We start from the raw sequence: 15,166 nt of genomic DNA, 5'->3' as shown, positions 1-15,166 counted from the left end.
AAAGGGGTCTGGTCCGGGTTTTGCCGAGGTCAGACCCCTACATCCACGATCGCGCGCGCCAGGATCGGAACCGTTTGCGCGTTCAAACCGGCAATGTTCATCCGGCTGTCCCCCACCATATAAATCCCGTTTTGCTCGCGCAGGGCCTGCACTCTGTCCGGCGTTGTACCGAGCAGGGAAAACATGCCACGGTGCTGCGCCAGGAACCCGAACCGGTCCGAACCAGAGAGTTGCTGCAACTCATCCGCCAGGTGCTGGCGCAGGGTCAACATGCTCAGCCGCACGTCTTCCAGTTCCGCCTGCCAGTCGGCGCGCAGGGACTCGTCCGTCAGGATCATCGTGACCAACCGCGCGCCGTGATCGGGCGGAAAGCTGTAGTTCTGCCGGTTCAGGAACGCCAGCGTGTCCTGATGCAGTTTGCGTGCGCCCTTATTCGCACTGACCGCCATCAATATCCCCGTCCGCTCCCGGTAAATGCCGAAATTCTTGGAACAACTCGCCGCGATCAGACATTCCGGTACAGACGAGGCGACAAGCCGAGTACCGGCCGCGTCTTCTTCAAGCCCGTCACCAAAGCCCTGATAGGCGATGTCGATCATCGGCACCGCGCCCGTTTCAAGCAGCGTTTCAACCACGGCCTGCCATTCGGTCAGGTTCAGGTTGGCGCCGGTCGGATTGTGACAGCATCCATGCAGCAAGATCACATCCCCCGCGCGCGCCGTCTTGAGGTCGGCCATCATACCATCGAAATCGACACCGCGGGTCTCACTGTCGAAATACCGATAGCGCACCACCTCCATCCCGAGATAGTTCAGGATCGAAACATGGTTGGGCCATGTCGGATCTGACACAAACACCCGCGCATCCGGGCGCGCCATGCGGATAAGCTCAAAGGCCTGTCGCACCGCCCCGGTCCCGCCCGGTGTCGCCACGGATGCCACAGCGTCACGCGGCACGGCACTGCCCAGCACGAGGGCGACCATTGCATCCGAAAACGCCGGATCGCCCGCGAGGCCCGTGTAAACCTTGCTGTCCTGCGTTTCCCAAAGGGTGTGTTCGGCAGCCTTGACCGCGCGCATGATCGGCGTGAGGCCCGTCGCGTCTTTGTAGACACCGACGCCAAGGTCGATCTTGTTGTCGCGCGGATCGTCTTTGAACATCTGCATCAATGCGAGGATTCCGTCGGCAGGGCGCGCCTTGAGGGTCTCGAACATCATGCGTCTCCTGTCGCGACGGGCACGGTGGGAAACATCCCCCATTCGGCCCAGGACCCATCGTACAAGGACCAATGGCGGTGTCCCATGCGTTCCAGCGCCAGCGCGAGGACCGCCGCCGTGATCCCGGACCCGCAGGAGGTGATGATCGGTTTATCCAGATCCACCCCTGCCGCCTCGAATATCTGTCTGCAGTCGTCAGGCGACTTCATCGTCTGGTCCTCATTCAACAGCGTGGAATATGGAACAGAGCGAGAGCCGGGGATATGGCCCGCCCGCAAGCCTTCACGCGGCTCAGGTGCTTCGCCACGAAACCGGTTGCCTGCGCGCGCATCGACAATGACGTGATCCTTGATCTTGGACGCAGCCGACACCTGCGTGACATCGCGCACCAGATGGTTCTGGAAACGGACAGTGATGTGGCGGTCCCGCACGATGGGCGGCATATCCTCGATCTCGCGCCCTTCCGCTTTCCATTTCGGCAAACCGCCGTCCAGAACAGCAACACTCTGTTGCCCCATCAGGCGGAAAAGCCACCACACCCGCGGCGCGGAGAGCAAGCCCGCCCCGTCATAGACAACCACCTGATGGCCATCACCCACACCAAGCGCACGCATCCGGGAGGTGAATTTCTCGCTGCGCGGCGCCATATGTGGCAGATCAGAACGGCTGTCCGATATTTCGTCGATATCAAAGAAGCGCGCGCCGGGGATGTGGCCTTCGTCATATTCCTGTTTGGCGTGCCGCCCGGCCTCTGGCAGATACCAGGACGCATCCAGAATACGCAGGTCAGGGTCTTTCATATGCTCTGCCAGCCATTCGGTCGAAACGAGTGTTTTCGGATCATCAATCATCAGCTTACCCCTGCGCTCTAGGACCGGTTCTGGGTAACGTCACAGGGCTGGACTGGCAAGCCCGTACCCCAAGTCAGCGCATGGTTCAGCCGTGATCTTTCATCAACCGGGACTTTTGCCGCGACCAGTCGCGTTTGGCAGCCGTTTCGCGTTTGTCATGCAGCTTTTTACCCTTGGCCACGCCGATCTTGATCTTGGCCATGCCCCGGTGGTTGAAGTAAAGCACCAGCGGCACCAGCGTCATGCCTTTGCGCTGTGTCGCATTCCAGAAATCCGACAATTGCTTGCGGCTGATCAGCAGCTTGCGGCGGCGGCGTTCCTCATGCTGAAATGTTTTGGCCTGTTTGTAGGGGGCGATATAGCTGTTGACGAGCCACAGTTCACCGTCCTCCACTGCCGCATAGCTTTCCGCGATATTGGCACCACCCTCGCGCAGGGATTTCACTTCGGAGCCTTCCAGAATGATGCCGCATTCCACATCGCTTTCAATGGCGTAGTCAAACCGCGCGCGGCGATTCTCTGCGACAACCTTGTAGTTCGGATCGGATTTGGAGGATGATTTCACCTGTGCCATGCCCGTGATGTAGGCAGTTTGCTGCGATGGTGCAAGCACATGACACCTGTCGGCTGAGGCACCTCGATCAGGTGTTTTGATAGCATGCCCGCGTTGGTGCATCCCGGGTTTGAACCCGCCAGCCTGTGTCGCCCGGACGGTCGCATTGGCGGATCGGCGCATACATGTAGGCATGTTTGCGCAGTTTCCCTCTGTTCCTCGCGCAATTGCCTGCGATAGTGCACATGATCAAAACAGTTTGCAGTTCGAAAGGGACCCATGAGCTATTCTTACGACGACCAGAACATCTTTGCCAAAATCCTGCGCGGCGAAATTCCCAACACGACGGTGCTTGAAACCGAGCACAGCCTCGCCTTTCGCGACCTCTATCCACAAGCGCCCACGCATGTGCTGATCATTCCGAAAGGGCCTTATGTCAGCTACGATCATTTTGCCAGCGCAGCGTCGGATGCGGAGATCATCGACTACACAAGGACCATCGGCAAGGTTTGTGAAATGGAGGGTGTCAGCCTGAACGCAGGCGATGGATACCGCCTGATTTCAAACGCGGGCGCGCATGGTGTGCAAGAGGTTCCGCACCTGCATGTTCATATTCTGGGCGCGCGTCACATGGGTCGGATGGTCGCCAAGGCGGAATAAGCGAACCGGTTTACCGGTACGTCCGCATCGCCCACCAGCGCCGCAATCTGCTGCGTTTCTCGGCCACGGCATCTTCGGTGGCTTCCCAACTGTCCTGAAGCTCTTCGAGCTTTGGGTCGATGCGTGCCTCTTTGAAACGCCGCCAGCGCCGCCAGATGGCGATACCGAAAAAGCCAAGGACGGCCAGAATGATCCCATTCACCCATGGCAGGGGTTTGCTGGCATCCGGCCCATCCACAGGCCAGATAGACACCGCGTTGGGAAAGACCGAGAAGAACTCGATGCGCCATCCATAGTGGCGTATGGCTGCATATTGCGGATCGGCCGCAGTTGAACGCAGATCGGCGGCTTCGGCTTGCAGATTGGAGGTGTCGAATTTGAAGTAGGGCGGCCAGCCCCATCCGGTATCTTCATTGCGGTAGATCATGACCCGGTCATTGACCTTTCGCGACTGGATGAAAAACACATCGCGCCCGCCTGCATCCTCGCCGGTGCCCGCGCCGCCGCGAGACCAGAATATGCTGTTCGCGCCGGGTGTTTCGCGCTTTTCATAGGTGTCCGTGATGCGCACGATATCCACCTGAGGCAGGGTGTAGTGCAGCACAGAACCAATCAGGCCCCAAAAGACCAGAATGAAGACCCATTTCACGTAAAACATCATATCCGTCACCTCAGCCCATATTGGTCACATATATCAGAACGGCAAGCAAGCAGCCGGGGATGATGTAAACACCCCAGATCAGCTTGCGCTTTAACGTGTCCTCATACGTGGACATCTCGGCCTTTACAAAGCTTTCCCGCCGACCCGGGCCCTGATTTTCATCCCACTGCGCTTCGAGTTTTTCGCGCCGGACAGCACGCGCGTAAAACCACAGGCAAATGAATACAACCGTCAGAGCAACGAGTGCCATTCCCATCAAACGCGCAAATACCACAGATCTGGTCCTTTTTCCCTAGTCTTTCTTTCATATAGGGCCGGTTTTGCCTGTTGCAGCCCAAGAGCGGCAATAGGTGCGCCTTTTTGGCGGCCCAAAAACAAAAGACGCCCGGCGGACCGGGCGTCAATTGGCAGATCGCGGTGATCCTAGCCGACGACGTTGAAGCCGGGGCCGTAGGGGTATCCTGTGATATTCTCATTGCCGTCTTCGGTGATGACGAGAATGTCGTGCTCACGGTATCCGCCCGCGCCCGGTTTTCCATCTTCGATGGTCAGCATCGGCTCCATCGAGATCACCATTCCCGGCTCAAGAACCGTGTCGATGTCCTCGCGCAGTTCCAGACCGGCTTCACGGCCGTAGTAGTGGCTCAGCACCCCAAAGGAGTGGCCATAACCAAAGGTCCGGTACTGCAACAGATCCCGCTCTTCGAAGAAATCGTTGATCTTGTGGGTGATTTTGGCACAGGACGCACCGGGCTTGAGCAGGCTCATGCCGTATTCATGCGCAGCCACGTTCGCCTCCCAGATGGCGAGGCTGGCTTTGTCCACTTCCTGAACGAAGAGCGTACGCTCCAGCGCGGTGTAATAGCCCGAAATCATCGGGAAAGTGTTCAAGCTGAGGATGTCGCCGCGTTCCAGAACACGGGATGTCACCGGGTTATGCGCGCCATCGGTGTTCAGGCCCGACTGGAACCACACCCATGTGTCGCGATATTCCGCATCCGGGAAGCGTTTGGCGATCTCCTGCTCCATCGCATCGCGGCCAGCCATGGCGACGTCGATCTCGCGCACACCGGCCTTGATCGCATCACGAATGGCATAGCCGCCCACATCAGCGACCTGCGCGCCATGGCGGATCAGGGCGATTTCCGCTTCGGATTTGTGCATCCGCTGCTGCATGGTTGTTTCATAGACATCCACCATGGACATCGGGGAGAGAAAATCCTCCATCTTGTCCCGCTGGATCAGGGTCAGGTGATCGCCCTCATATCCGACAACCTTGTTCTTGCCCGTCACCGACGCAACGGCGCGCCAGAAATTGTCGCGCTGCCAATCGGTGTAGGTGATGTTATCGGCAAAACTGCGCCGCCATGGCTGGCCGGCGTCAATGCCAGCGCTGATGGTCACGCAGTCGGAGTCGGTGACGACGAGCCCATAGGGGCGGCCAAAGGCGCAATAGAGAAACCCGGAGTAATAGGCGATGTTGTGCATCGAGGTGAAAACTGCGGCTTGTGCGCCAACGGCCTGCATGCGTTCGCGCAGCTCTGACAGGCGCGCTTCGTATTCCGCGGCGGCAAAGGGTAGCGGCGATTTTTCACCGTTGTGATAGCGATACATGTCGGGACGTGCGGTTTTGGATTGAGTGGTCATAGACGCATCTCCTTTGTCTGAACTGTCCCGGCGTTCAGGACAATCAAGGCGAAGGTTCTCGGGCGACGCCATCGCCCACAGCCTGACAGCCTCTTGGCCGAAACACGCGCACCGATCAAGCCTTTTTACGGCGTCAGATAGCGGACAATATCACTTTCGGGATCACACAACGCATCGATCACATCGAAATGGTGTTTTGACGGAACGATCACCTGCGGCACGGACCACGCAGCGGCAAGCGCTGCGGCTTGCAGCAGAAAAACCGGACGCTCCTGTGCCCCCACCCAGATGCACAGCGGCGTGTCGGGGGGCGGTTGCAAAACGGGGCTTTCGGCAGCAGCACTGGCGAGGTCCATTTTGAAATCCGCGTTCATGGAGGTTTCAAGCAAAGGCCGCAGGTCCGCCACCGGGGAAATCGGTGCGACCTTTTGAATGCGCGCTGCCACATCCGGGGAAAGCATCCCCGGTGCCAGCATACGCGCCACCAGATGCCCGCCCGCCGAATGACCGCTCAGGGTCATCGGGCCGTCGAGCCGCGCCGCAAGCGACGTGACCGCCAGTGCGACCTGTCGGGTGATCTGCGCAATCGTCACATCGGGGCACAGATCATATTCGACCATCGCCACATTCCAATTGCGCGCCAATGCGCCCTTGGCGAAATGCGACCACATGGACCGTCCGAATTTCAGCCAGTAGCCCCCATGCACGAAAACCATCGTCCCATGAGCCGGACCCTCGGCGTAAAACAGATCATAGGCCTGCCGCGCACTTGGCCCGTAGGACACACCAAGGTCGGCGCGCGCCCCCATCGCCTCACGAAAGGCGGCGGCCGCCTCTGACCAGCGCGGTGGATACTGCGCCGCCTGCGGAATATAGGCTGCATTGGCATAGGCATCATCGAGTTTCATCCACGCCTCCTTTTTTGTGGAACTGGACAATCATTGTCAGACTTGAAATGCAGACGACAGCCATTTTCGGGAGAACGACAAATGAAAGACTTGCCTGCAACCAATCTGAAATCACTGCTCAAGGACCCCAGCCTGCTGGAAACGCGCGCCTATGTGGACGGCGCATGGGTTGACGGGGACAACGGCACTTTTGATGTGACCAACCCCGCACGCGGTGACGTCATCGCGCAGGTCGCGGATCTGAGCCGCACGCAGGTGGCGCAGGCCATCGCGCGCGCTGAAGTGGCGCAGAAGGACTGGGCGGCCCAAACCGGGAAAGAACGCGCAGGTGTCATGCGCCGGTGGTTTGATCTGATGATGGAAAACGCCGACGATCTTGCGACCATCCTGACCGCAGAACAGGGCAAACCCCACGCCGAGGCCAAGGGCGAAATCGCCTATGGAGCGAGCTTTATCGAGTTTATGGGCGAACAGGCAAAACGCGTTTACGGAGAGACCATTCCCGGGCACCAGCGCGACAAACGTATCATCGTGCTCAAGCAGCCCATCGGCGTTGCCGCCTCAATCACACCGTGGAATTTCCCCAACGCGATGATCACCCGCAAGGCGGCCCCTGCCCTTGCGGTCGGGTGTGCCTTTGTGGCCCGCCCGGCGGCTGAGACGCCGTTGTCCGCGATCGCAATGGGTGTTCTGGCCGAGCGTGCGGGCATCCCCGCAGGTGTCTTCAACGTTGTGCCTTCGTCGTCGTCTTCGGAGATCGGCAAGGAGTTCTGCGAAAACCCCGGTGTGCGCAAGCTGACGTTCACCGGCTCAACCGAAGTCGGTCGCATTCTTTTGAGACAGGCCGCCGATCAGGTCATGAAGTGCTCTATGGAGCTGGGCGGGAATGCCCCGTTTATCGTGTTTGACGACGCAGATCTTGATGCCGCCGTTGAGGGCGCGATGATGTGCAAGTTCCGCAACAACGGTCAGACCTGTGTCTGTGCAAACCGAATCTACGTTCAGGCCGGGGTCTATGACGCCTTTGCCGAAAAGCTGAAAACCGCCGTCGAAGGGTTGCGCGTTGGCGATGGTCTTGAGGACGGCGTGACAACCGGCCCGCTGATTAACACGGAGGCCGTTGAAAAAGTGCAGGACCACATGAACGACGTGGTCTCGAACGGGGGGGCTGTGCTGACGGGCGGCAAACCGCATGCGCTGGGTGGCTCGTTCTTTGAGCCGACGATTGTGACCGGCGTGACCCAGGACATGAAAGTCGCGCAGGAAGAAACATTCGGCCCGCTCGCTCCTCTGTTCAAATTCGAGGATGAGGATGATGTGATCGCAATGGCCAATGATACGATCTTTGGTCTTGCCTCGTATTTTTACGCCAAGGACCTCAGCCGCGTTTACAAAGTGTCAGAGGCGCTGGAATACGGCATCGTTGGTGTGAACACAGGGATCATCTCGACCGAACTCGGGCCCTTTGGCGGGGTCAAACAATCCGGTCTTGGCCGCGAAGGATCACACCATGGCATCGAGGATTTCCTCGAAATGAAATACATCTGCATGAGCGTGTAACCCAGCGCCCAAAAGGGCATTTTCGATGGTTTGGAACGTCTGACGAAGCACCTGAAACATCGGGTATCACGTGGCGCGGTGAAACGCTTGATTTCAGGCAGCGCCACGTGATCGAGGTTTTTCGCACGACGCTCAAAATGCCCTTTTCAACAGAAACCGCCCCCAATGTGCGTTCCGTGGTGCGTCAATCGCATCCCTTACCCTTGGCCTGATACGACGGGGCGGTTTTTCACGGGTCGGGCTTGCCTTTGAAAAGGAGGCCAGTCGCCCTGACACATTCGGCAGACGTTTTCGCGTTTTAGCCCTCGTGCAGGAACAGTTTTTGCTCCTCCACCAGATGCAGTTTGGTGATCTCGACCGCCGCCTCCACATCCCGCGTGGCAATGGCATTGAACAGTGAGTTGAACCGCGTCTGATAGCTCTGAATGCGTCCCGGTGTAAGGTGTTTGCGCATGATCGCCGTGCGAAAACTCTGCCGGCAGACTTCAATCGTCAACTCGTAGCACGCCTCCAGCAAGGGATTGCGCGTCGCCTTGGCGATCAGGCGATAGAATTCCTCTTCCCGGCGGATGAATTCGTTGAGATCCGTGCGCACCGCCTCGATCTGCGCCACAACCTGCGACAGCTGATCGAGGTCGTTGGGTGACATATTCATCACCGCAAGCCGCATCATTTCAGGCTCCAGAATGGAGCGCACGATCAGATGATCCAAGGGGCCGGTTCGCTCACCGATTGATCCCGGTGCGGGGGCATCCTGGCCCTGGGGCAGCACAAAACTCCCGGATCCCTGCCTGCGCCGCAACATACCGTTGGCTTCGAGGACATCCAGCGCATCGCGCACCGTATTGCGTGACACGCCAAGCTCCGCCGCCAGCGCACGCTCACTGGGCAGTCGGGATTCCGGGGGGTACTGACCGGATTCGATCCTGACGGAAAGCTTTTCGACAATGATCCGCACGGTTTCCCCAATCGGCTGATCGGTCGTGAATCTGACGGTGCTGATCCGGGTCATGACATGGACATCCTGTAACAATCGTTGCTGCGCGATACCCTATTTTGTCGGCCATGAACATAGCATGACCCTGAATGACAAAGGGCCCCGACAAAACGCCGGGGCCCCTTCCTATCACTTCGTGGCGGCTTCAGGCGCGTGGAGTATTGTCCGCGTGTGTAATTACGTCAGGCTCCAGACCCCAGTATTTGTTGTCCAGCCCGTCGATTTGATCGTCATGATCTACACGAAGGCCAATGGTCGCTTTGAAGATCAACCCAAGGACCAGCGCGGTGACAAAACCAGTGCCGATGCAAACGGCCGTTCCGACCAGCTGCATGACCAAGGAGATTTCGCCATGCTGAAATGCATAGGCGCCTTCCTCGATGCCAAGATAACCGCCGCGTGGCGTGCCCGATTTGAACAGACCAAGTGCAATCATGCCGACCGACCCCGCGCCAATGAAGAGCGGAAACAGCTTGTGTTCGTCGATCCCACGCTTGAGCGTGAATTCATAGACGATATAGGCTCCAAACGGTGCGACGAGGCCCAGAATGAACGCCTGCCAGGGCATGTATACGTCAAAGCCCGATGCGCCAGCGACATAGCCCGCAAGCGGTCCAAGCAAGGTATAGGCGTAGTTTCCGGACTTATAGGCGATCAACATCCCGGTGATCGCGCCACCCGCCCAGACCAGCGCATAGTTGTTGAGCGCGACACCCACGCTGGTTTCGGCCATGGTAACGCTGACGGCCAACGCTTCGGGATCGAAGAAGAAGAGGCAGGACAGGATCACCATCGGCAGACCGGCAAAGATCAGCAAAAGCCCCGGTGCCGCAAGACCGATGCTTGGGGCGAGGTATGCGGACACACGCTCATGCGGCTCCATCATGCCGGGGCGTTTGCCCAGCATCGGCGTCAGAGCAAGCGCCATGCCCGCGGGGAACATGTAAACGAAGCCGACGCCAAAGAAGTCGTGGAAACCCGCATTCGTCAGCGGGCCAACCGAGCCCCATGTCGCGAAACTCAGGATCGAGGACACGATCGTCGCCACGACACAAGTGATGTAGAAGGCCGCCGGTTTCATCCGTTCGGAAACCGCGAAATGCAGCAGAATGTTGATGATACCTGCGAAAACAGCGAGGAAGAAGATGAAGATCTGGAAGGTATTCAGGCCGGGAAACACGGCCGGGTCTACGTTATGGGCAAGTACGTTGGTCATCGCCCCGCCGATCCACCAGTCTTTGAGTGAATCCCCGATCGTGGCGTCCACCATCACATAGTATTGTGCGGCCCAGAAACCGAAGCCGATGACATAGTAGGTGGCAAAGCCGATAAAAAAGCCAAGTGTTTTCTCAATGGTCGAGTTGAACAGGTTTTTTCGCCGCGCCGTACCGGCATCAATCAGCAGCAATCCCACTACCACGAGGATCGCACCGACCGTGCCAGACCCGTAAAGCAGGTTTTGAACAAGCGAGTTCAGCGTCACCTGTTCCGCGTATATCGCGTTGATATCTAGAGTCATTATATCCATCCCTATTGGCGTTTGATCGCCGGGGTTTTGCCCCGGTCCGTCAGCAATACGATGGAGGCACTGTCAACCACCGCCAACCACCGCAAGACCAATCCATTGTTAAACTTCAGATTGGTATCCGCAATTGGTACAGATGACGAAGCTCATTGCAAGCTAATTATTCCCAAAGGGAAACAATTGTTCATGCTGAGCACATGTTTGACTGAAGGCAGAGTCGATCAAACGGTTCGCGTAGGCCCCTAGCGGCACAACAAACAATGAGCGCCGCCATGGAACATGGGCGAGCGGACTGAGGATTTTGCGTTCTGGTGCGCGCCGATGGCGGTGCGCGGGTAACCGGCTGCGAACTCAACAAAACTGGTCTGGACACGCTTGGCCAGATAAGCAGCCCGCCGATGACGGAAACTGTCTGTGCAACAGTCCGGTTTTACCTGAAACACGGACCGATGCAGGTTGCCCGAAGAACTTCGCTACTAAAACGTTGGCGCAGCACCAAAAGAGATCACAGAACTTTTATTGCGAATGCTTCGCAACTGCATTGACCTTGCGAACGATTCTCAATATCAATCTAAAATCACGAACTGTCGGTGCACCGGACATCACCTTCAGAGGAGACCAATGATGATTTTGAGTAAAAGAAGTCTTTTGGCCACCGCGACCGCCTTTGCGCTGGTTTTGCCCGCCGGTTGGGCCATTGCAAAGGAGCAGCTGGATGTGGTGGCGACAACCGGCATGATCGGGGATGCCGCACGCGAGGTTGGCGGTGATCTGGTCAAGGTGCGCGCCCTGATGGGGCCGGGGGTTGACCCTCACGCCTATCGTCAGACGCGTTCCGACATCGTGGGCATGGCCAAGGCCGATCTGGTGCTGTGGCACGGTCTCTACCTTGAGGCGCAGATGGAAGACTTCCTGAACGAACTCTCCGAGAGCGGGAATGTCGTTGCCGTGGCGGAAAGCCTGCCACGCAATCTGCTGATCGGACATGAGGATTATGAAGGCAAATTCGATCCGCACGTCTGGATGAACCCGAACCTGTGGTCCCGCGTGGTGCTTAACGTGCGCGATGCGCTGATTGAGGTGCAGCCCGAGAGTGAGGCCACGTTCCGTGCCAATGCCGATGCGCATCTGGAAGAACTGCGTGAACTGGCGCGATACACCACCGAGGTGCTCTCATCGGTGCCCGCAGAAAGCCGCGTTCTGATTTCAGCCCATGATGCGTTCAACTACTTTGGCAACGCCTACGGTTTCGAGGTCATGGGCATTCAGGGCATCTCCACCGAGAGCGAGGCCGGATTGCAGCGCATCGCGGAAATGGTCGACACCATCGTGCGCCGCGACATTCGGGCGGTCTTTGTTGAAAGCTCCGTCTCGGATCGCAACATTCGCGCCCTGATCGAAGGCGCTGCCGCTGAAGGCCACGAAGTAACCATTGGCGGCACGCTGTTTTCCGACGCCATGGGCGCGGCAGGCACATATGAGGGCACGTACCTCGGCATGATCGACCACAATGCGACCGTGATTTCCCGCGCCTTGGGCGGCGACGCACCCGAACGCGGCATGTCGGAACTGTTGAATTGAGGGCCCCCTTGACGATGCATACTGCTGCAACACTGGCAACAACGGGCGGCCGGGCCGCACCCGCATCCACACGTGCACCGGAAAGCCCCCTTGCCGTGCGGGGGCTGACCGTCTCTTACGGTGAAAAACCAGCGATCTTCTCGGTGGATGCCGACTTCCCGGCTCAAGCGATGACCGCGATCATCGGTCCCAACGGCGCGGGTAAATCCACGTTGCTCAAGGCCGCGCTTGGCGTCATCCCGCGCCTGTCAGGCGAGGTATCGATCTTTGGCACACCTGTCGAACAAGCCCGTGACCGCATTGCCTATGTTCCACAACGCGCCAGCGTGGATTGGGATTTTCCCACCACGGTGATCGACGTTGTGCAGATGGGCCTTTATCGCAAGGTCGGGCTCCTTGGTCGCTTGTCCGGCGCGATGACAGCGCAGGCACGCGAGTGCCTTGATCGGGTCGGCATGGCTGATTTCGCCCACCGCCAGATCGGCCAATTGTCCGGCGGCCAGCAACAACGCGTGTTCCTTGCGCGCGCTTTGGCGCAGGATGCCGACCTCTACCTGCTGGATGAACCCTTTGCAGGCGTGGATGCCGCCACCGAACGCGCCATCATCGACGTGCTGAAACTGCTTAAGGCCGAAGGTAAAGCCGTGGTCGCTGTGCATCACGATCTCTCCACCGTGGCCGACTATTTCGACCATGTGTTTCTGATCAATGTGCGCCGCATCGCCGAGGGGCCCGTGGCGACGACCTTCACTCCGGAGAACCTCAGCGCCGCCTATGGCGGGCGTCTGGCAGCCACGCATATGGCGGAACTGGCAGGGGTCGCGTCGTGACACCCCTGCTCGATGCCCTGCTGCTGAACGCGGGGTATAATGCTGCCCTGGTTGCAATTGGCGCGACCCTTTTGGGGTTCGCCGCCGGGGCGTCTGGCACATTCCTTTTTCTGCGCAAGCGCGCGTTGGTCTCGGATGCCACGGCCCATGCGACCCTGCCCGGTGTCGCACTGGCCTTTATCGTCATGGTTGCCTTGGGCGGTGACGGGCGCAGCCTGATTGGCCTTCTGATCGGTTCCGCCATCACGGCGACCATCGGCCTAGTTTTGATCGAGTGGATCGTGCGGCGCACCCGGCTGGCGGAGGATGCCGCCATCGGCGCCGTTCTGGGCGTGTTCTTTGGGTTTGGCATCGTGTTGCTCACCATTGTTCAGACCATGAGTGCCGGACGACAGGCCGGGCTGGAAGGGTTCCTGCTGGGGTCCACTGCGGGCATGCTTTATCAGGATGCGGTAATCATCGCGCTCGGTGGCTCGCTCGCGGTCTTCGCCACATGGCTCATGCGCCGCCCCATGACGCTGGTGGCTTTTGATGCGGAATACGCGGCTGCCATGGGTTATGACGTGCGCCGGATCGACCTTCTGATGATGGGTCTGGTCATGGCCGTGACGGTGATCGGGCTGAAACTGGTCGGTCTTATCCTGATCGTGGCAATGCTGATCATCCCCCCTGTCACCGCGCGGTTCTGGACCGAACGCAGTGGCCGTGTCATCTGGATCGCAGGGGCCGTGGGCGGGGTATCGGGCTATGTGGGCGCGGCATTGTCTGCGTCAGCCCCGGCGATGCCCACAGGCCCGCTGATCGTGCTGACGGCGGCCAGCGTTTTCGTCTTTTCCCTGATTTTTGCGCCCGTGCGCGGGGTGGCCGCCGCCGTCATCCGGCATCGCCGCTTCCAGCGCCGCGTGCACCGCCGTCAGGGGCTTTTGTCGCTGTCCCGGCAGGAACCGATCCGCGAACCCTATACCCTGCGCCTGCTGGCCAAGGATGGGCTGATCCGCGCCGACGGCGTGCCCACGGACACGGGCCGCGCGCAAGCCGCCAAAGTGGCCCGTGATGAACGCCGCTGGGACGTGGCGCGCGAGGTACATCAGGATGCGGGGCTGACCGGGCGCTACGACGGGCTGACCCCGATCGAAGAGGTCTTCACCCCCGACGAGATACAGGAGTTCGACCGCAGGCTCGGCCCACCGGTCGCCGTGGGAGGTCTGGGCTGATGGGCGCCGAATTTGTCCAGTTTTCCCTTACCCCGATCCTGATCGGTACGCTTGCCGCCATCGCCTGTGCGCTGCCGGGGAACTTCCTGATCCTGCGCCGACAGGCCCTGATTGGTGATGCGATCAGCCATGTTGTGCTGCCGGGTATCGTTGTTGCATTTCTCATCACCGGCACGCTTGGCGCGGTGCCCATGTTACTGGGCGCGGCGGGCGCAGCCGTCGTTTCGGTGATCCTGATCGAGGCGGTCAAGCGGCTGGGCAATATCGAACCGGGAGCCGCCATGGGGGTCGTTTTCACAACGCTTTTTGCAGGCGGTGTGCTGCTGCTGGAGCAATCCGACACCTCGAGCGTGCATCTGGACGTCGAACACGCGTTGATGGGCAATCTGGAATCGCTGATCTGGTTCCGCGCCACGGGCTGGGAAAGCCTGCTGGACCCCGTCGCCCTTGCCAGCCTGCCCCCGGAACTGCCCCGCATGGCCGTGGCTTGCGCCTTTGTGATCGTGCTGATGCTGGTGTTCTGGCGCTGGCTGAAGATCGCAACATTCGACGAGGGTTTCGCAGAAGCGCTTGGCATTCCTGCAACCGCGCTCGGTCTGGGCCTTGTGATCACGGCGGCCATCGCGGCGGTTGCGGCCTTTGATGCGGTCGGCTCAATTATCGTGATCGCGATGTTCATCTGCCCACCCGCCGCCGCGCGCCTGATGACCAACCGGCTGGAGCGTCAGGTCTGGTGGTCCGTACTCTTTGCCGTCCTCTCGGCGGTGCTGGGCTATGTCTTTGCAGGCTATGGCCCGCTTTGGTTCGGCAGCCAGAACGCGGTCAGTGCCGCGGGCATGATCGCCACCGTCTCCGGTGTGATCCTTGGGCTGGCCTGTCTTTATGGCCCGCACCGCGCCCGCTTGGGCGTGGGGCGCGAAGACGCTGCGACCTGACCCCCGGTCCATATTCGATCCCGTGTG

15 protein-coding genes are annotated in these 15,166 nt (G+C 59.4%); 6 read left to right on the top strand and 9 right to left on the bottom strand.

The window, feature by feature from the left end; all coding sequences use genetic code 11:
• Nucleotides 1-29 precede the first annotated feature (29 nt).
• From RD1_RS04300 to smpB, 3 genes are all read right to left on the bottom strand, one after another.
• Nucleotides 30-1,214, bottom strand: a complete 1,185-nt coding sequence (locus RD1_RS04300) for an aromatic amino acid transaminase (RefSeq protein WP_011567225.1) — start codon at nucleotides 1,212-1,214, stop codon at nucleotides 30-32.
• Nucleotides 1,214-2,068 (bottom strand): 3-mercaptopyruvate sulfurtransferase, encoded by an 855-nt coding sequence (gene sseA, locus RD1_RS04295; protein ID WP_011567224.1) that lies wholly within the window; start codon nucleotides 2,066-2,068, stop codon nucleotides 1,214-1,216. Before sseA ends, RD1_RS04300 begins: the two co-directional genes overlap by 1 nt.
• A gap of 85 nt (nucleotides 2,069-2,153) precedes the next feature.
• The gene (smpB, locus tag RD1_RS04290) at nucleotides 2,154-2,642 is read right to left on the bottom strand and encodes an SsrA-binding protein SmpB (protein ID WP_044033346.1); all 489 of its coding nucleotides are present in this window, start codon (nucleotides 2,640-2,642) and stop codon (nucleotides 2,154-2,156) included.
• 258 nt (nucleotides 2,643-2,900) lie between these two features.
• On the opposite strand from smpB, the gene RD1_RS04285 reads away from it, so the two are divergent.
• A complete protein-coding gene (locus RD1_RS04285; protein ID WP_011567222.1) occupies nucleotides 2,901-3,281 on the top strand; it encodes an HIT domain-containing protein in 381 nt (126 codons plus the stop codon).
• Between the two features lie 10 nt (nucleotides 3,282-3,291).
• Here the strand turns inward: RD1_RS04285 and RD1_RS04280 are convergent, their stop codons facing one another.
• From RD1_RS04280 to RD1_RS04265, 4 genes are all read right to left on the bottom strand, one after another.
• Nucleotides 3,292-3,939 (bottom strand): DUF1523 family protein, encoded by a 648-nt coding sequence (locus RD1_RS04280; RefSeq protein ID WP_044033345.1) that lies wholly within the window; start codon nucleotides 3,937-3,939, stop codon nucleotides 3,292-3,294.
• A 13-nt stretch (nucleotides 3,940-3,952) separates the two neighbouring features.
• Nucleotides 3,953-4,216 (bottom strand): hypothetical protein, encoded by a 264-nt coding sequence (locus tag RD1_RS04275; RefSeq protein WP_011567220.1) that lies wholly within the window; start codon nucleotides 4,214-4,216, stop codon nucleotides 3,953-3,955.
• Between the two features lie 149 nt (nucleotides 4,217-4,365).
• Complete coding sequence (locus RD1_RS04270; RefSeq protein ID WP_011567219.1) at nucleotides 4,366-5,589, bottom strand: M24 family metallopeptidase; 1,224 nt, start codon at nucleotides 5,587-5,589, stop codon at nucleotides 4,366-4,368.
• A gap of 125 nt (nucleotides 5,590-5,714) precedes the next feature.
• A complete protein-coding gene (locus tag RD1_RS04265; protein ID WP_011567218.1) occupies nucleotides 5,715-6,497 on the bottom strand; it encodes an alpha/beta hydrolase in 783 nt (260 codons plus the stop codon).
• A gap of 81 nt (nucleotides 6,498-6,578) precedes the next feature.
• On the opposite strand from RD1_RS04265, the gene RD1_RS04260 reads away from it, so the two are divergent.
• Nucleotides 6,579-8,057, top strand: a complete 1,479-nt coding sequence (locus RD1_RS04260) for an NAD-dependent succinate-semialdehyde dehydrogenase (RefSeq protein WP_011567217.1) — start codon at nucleotides 6,579-6,581, stop codon at nucleotides 8,055-8,057.
• A gap of 298 nt (nucleotides 8,058-8,355) precedes the next feature.
• On the opposite strand, the gene RD1_RS04255 is transcribed toward RD1_RS04260, so the two are convergent.
• Both RD1_RS04255 and RD1_RS04250 read right to left on the bottom strand, forming a co-directional pair.
• Complete coding sequence (locus tag RD1_RS04255; RefSeq protein ID WP_044032938.1) at nucleotides 8,356-9,069, bottom strand: FadR/GntR family transcriptional regulator; 714 nt, start codon at nucleotides 9,067-9,069, stop codon at nucleotides 8,356-8,358.
• 130 nt (nucleotides 9,070-9,199) lie between these two features.
• Nucleotides 9,200-10,573 carry an ammonium transporter gene (locus RD1_RS04250; RefSeq protein ID WP_011567214.1) on the bottom strand — a complete coding sequence of 458 codons (1,374 nt, stop codon included), beginning with the start codon at nucleotides 10,571-10,573 and terminating at the stop codon, nucleotides 9,200-9,202.
• A 630-nt stretch (nucleotides 10,574-11,203) separates the two neighbouring features.
• Here RD1_RS04250 and RD1_RS04245 point away from each other — a divergent pair.
• From RD1_RS04245 to RD1_RS04230, 4 genes are read left to right on the top strand one after another with little or no spacing between them, the layout of a single operon-like run.
• A complete protein-coding gene (locus RD1_RS04245) occupies nucleotides 11,204-12,160 on the top strand; it encodes a metal ABC transporter solute-binding protein, Zn/Mn family (protein ID WP_011567212.1) in 957 nt (318 codons plus the stop codon).
• Nucleotides 12,161-12,174: 14 nt separating this feature from the next.
• Nucleotides 12,175-12,990: a metal ABC transporter ATP-binding protein gene (locus RD1_RS04240; protein ID WP_044032937.1), complete on the top strand. Its 816-nt coding sequence runs from the start codon at nucleotides 12,175-12,177 to the stop codon at nucleotides 12,988-12,990.
• On the top strand, nucleotides 12,987-14,204 hold the full coding sequence (locus tag RD1_RS04235) for a metal ABC transporter permease (RefSeq protein ID WP_011567210.1): 1,218 nt from the start codon (nucleotides 12,987-12,989) through the stop codon (nucleotides 14,202-14,204). Before RD1_RS04240 ends, RD1_RS04235 begins: the two co-directional genes overlap by 4 nt.
• Nucleotides 14,204-15,139 (top strand): metal ABC transporter permease, encoded by a 936-nt coding sequence (locus RD1_RS04230; protein WP_011567209.1) that lies wholly within the window; start codon nucleotides 14,204-14,206, stop codon nucleotides 15,137-15,139. The genes RD1_RS04235 and RD1_RS04230 overlap by 1 nt, the downstream gene beginning before the upstream one ends.
• Nucleotides 15,140-15,166: the final 27 nt, after the last annotated feature.

This window comes from Roseobacter denitrificans OCh 114 (genome assembly GCF_000014045.1).
In the GTDB taxonomy this organism is placed as follows: Bacteria; Pseudomonadota; Alphaproteobacteria; order Rhodobacterales; family Rhodobacteraceae; genus Roseobacter; species Roseobacter denitrificans.
The sequence above is the reverse complement of the archived record's forward strand: the minus strand, read 5'-3'. Positions and strand labels throughout refer to the sequence as shown.

Bases quoted from the DNA above. Each gene is read 5' to 3' on its own strand.
- RD1_RS04300 (WP_011567225.1), bottom strand. From the start codon at position 1,214: ATGTTCGAGACCCTCAAGGCGCGCCCTGCCGACGGAATCCTCGCATTG.
- sseA (WP_011567224.1), bottom strand. From the start codon at position 2,068: ATGATTGATGATCCGAAAACACTCGTTTCGACCGAATGGCTGGCAGAG.
- smpB (WP_044033346.1), bottom strand. From the start codon at position 2,642: ATGGCACAGGTGAAATCATCCTCCAAATCCGATCCGAACTACAAGGTT.
- RD1_RS04285 (WP_011567222.1), top strand. From the start codon at position 2,901: ATGAGCTATTCTTACGACGACCAGAACATCTTTGCCAAAATCCTGCGC.
- RD1_RS04280 (WP_044033345.1), bottom strand. From the start codon at position 3,939: ATGTTTTACGTGAAATGGGTCTTCATTCTGGTCTTTTGGGGCCTGATT.
- RD1_RS04270 (WP_011567219.1), bottom strand. From the start codon at position 5,589: ATGACCACTCAATCCAAAACCGCACGTCCCGACATGTATCGCTATCAC.
- RD1_RS04265 (WP_011567218.1), bottom strand. From the start codon at position 6,497: ATGAAACTCGATGATGCCTATGCCAATGCAGCCTATATTCCGCAGGCG.
- RD1_RS04260 (WP_011567217.1), top strand. From the start codon at position 6,579: ATGAAAGACTTGCCTGCAACCAATCTGAAATCACTGCTCAAGGACCCC.
- RD1_RS04255 (WP_044032938.1), bottom strand. From the start codon at position 9,069: ATGACCCGGATCAGCACCGTCAGATTCACGACCGATCAGCCGATTGGG.
- RD1_RS04250 (WP_011567214.1), bottom strand. From the start codon at position 10,573: ATGACTCTAGATATCAACGCGATATACGCGGAACAGGTGACGCTGAAC.
- RD1_RS04245 (WP_011567212.1), top strand. From the start codon at position 11,204: ATGATTTTGAGTAAAAGAAGTCTTTTGGCCACCGCGACCGCCTTTGCG.
- RD1_RS04240 (WP_044032937.1), top strand. From the start codon at position 12,175: ATGCATACTGCTGCAACACTGGCAACAACGGGCGGCCGGGCCGCACCC.
- RD1_RS04230 (WP_011567209.1), top strand. From the start codon at position 14,204: ATGGGCGCCGAATTTGTCCAGTTTTCCCTTACCCCGATCCTGATCGGT.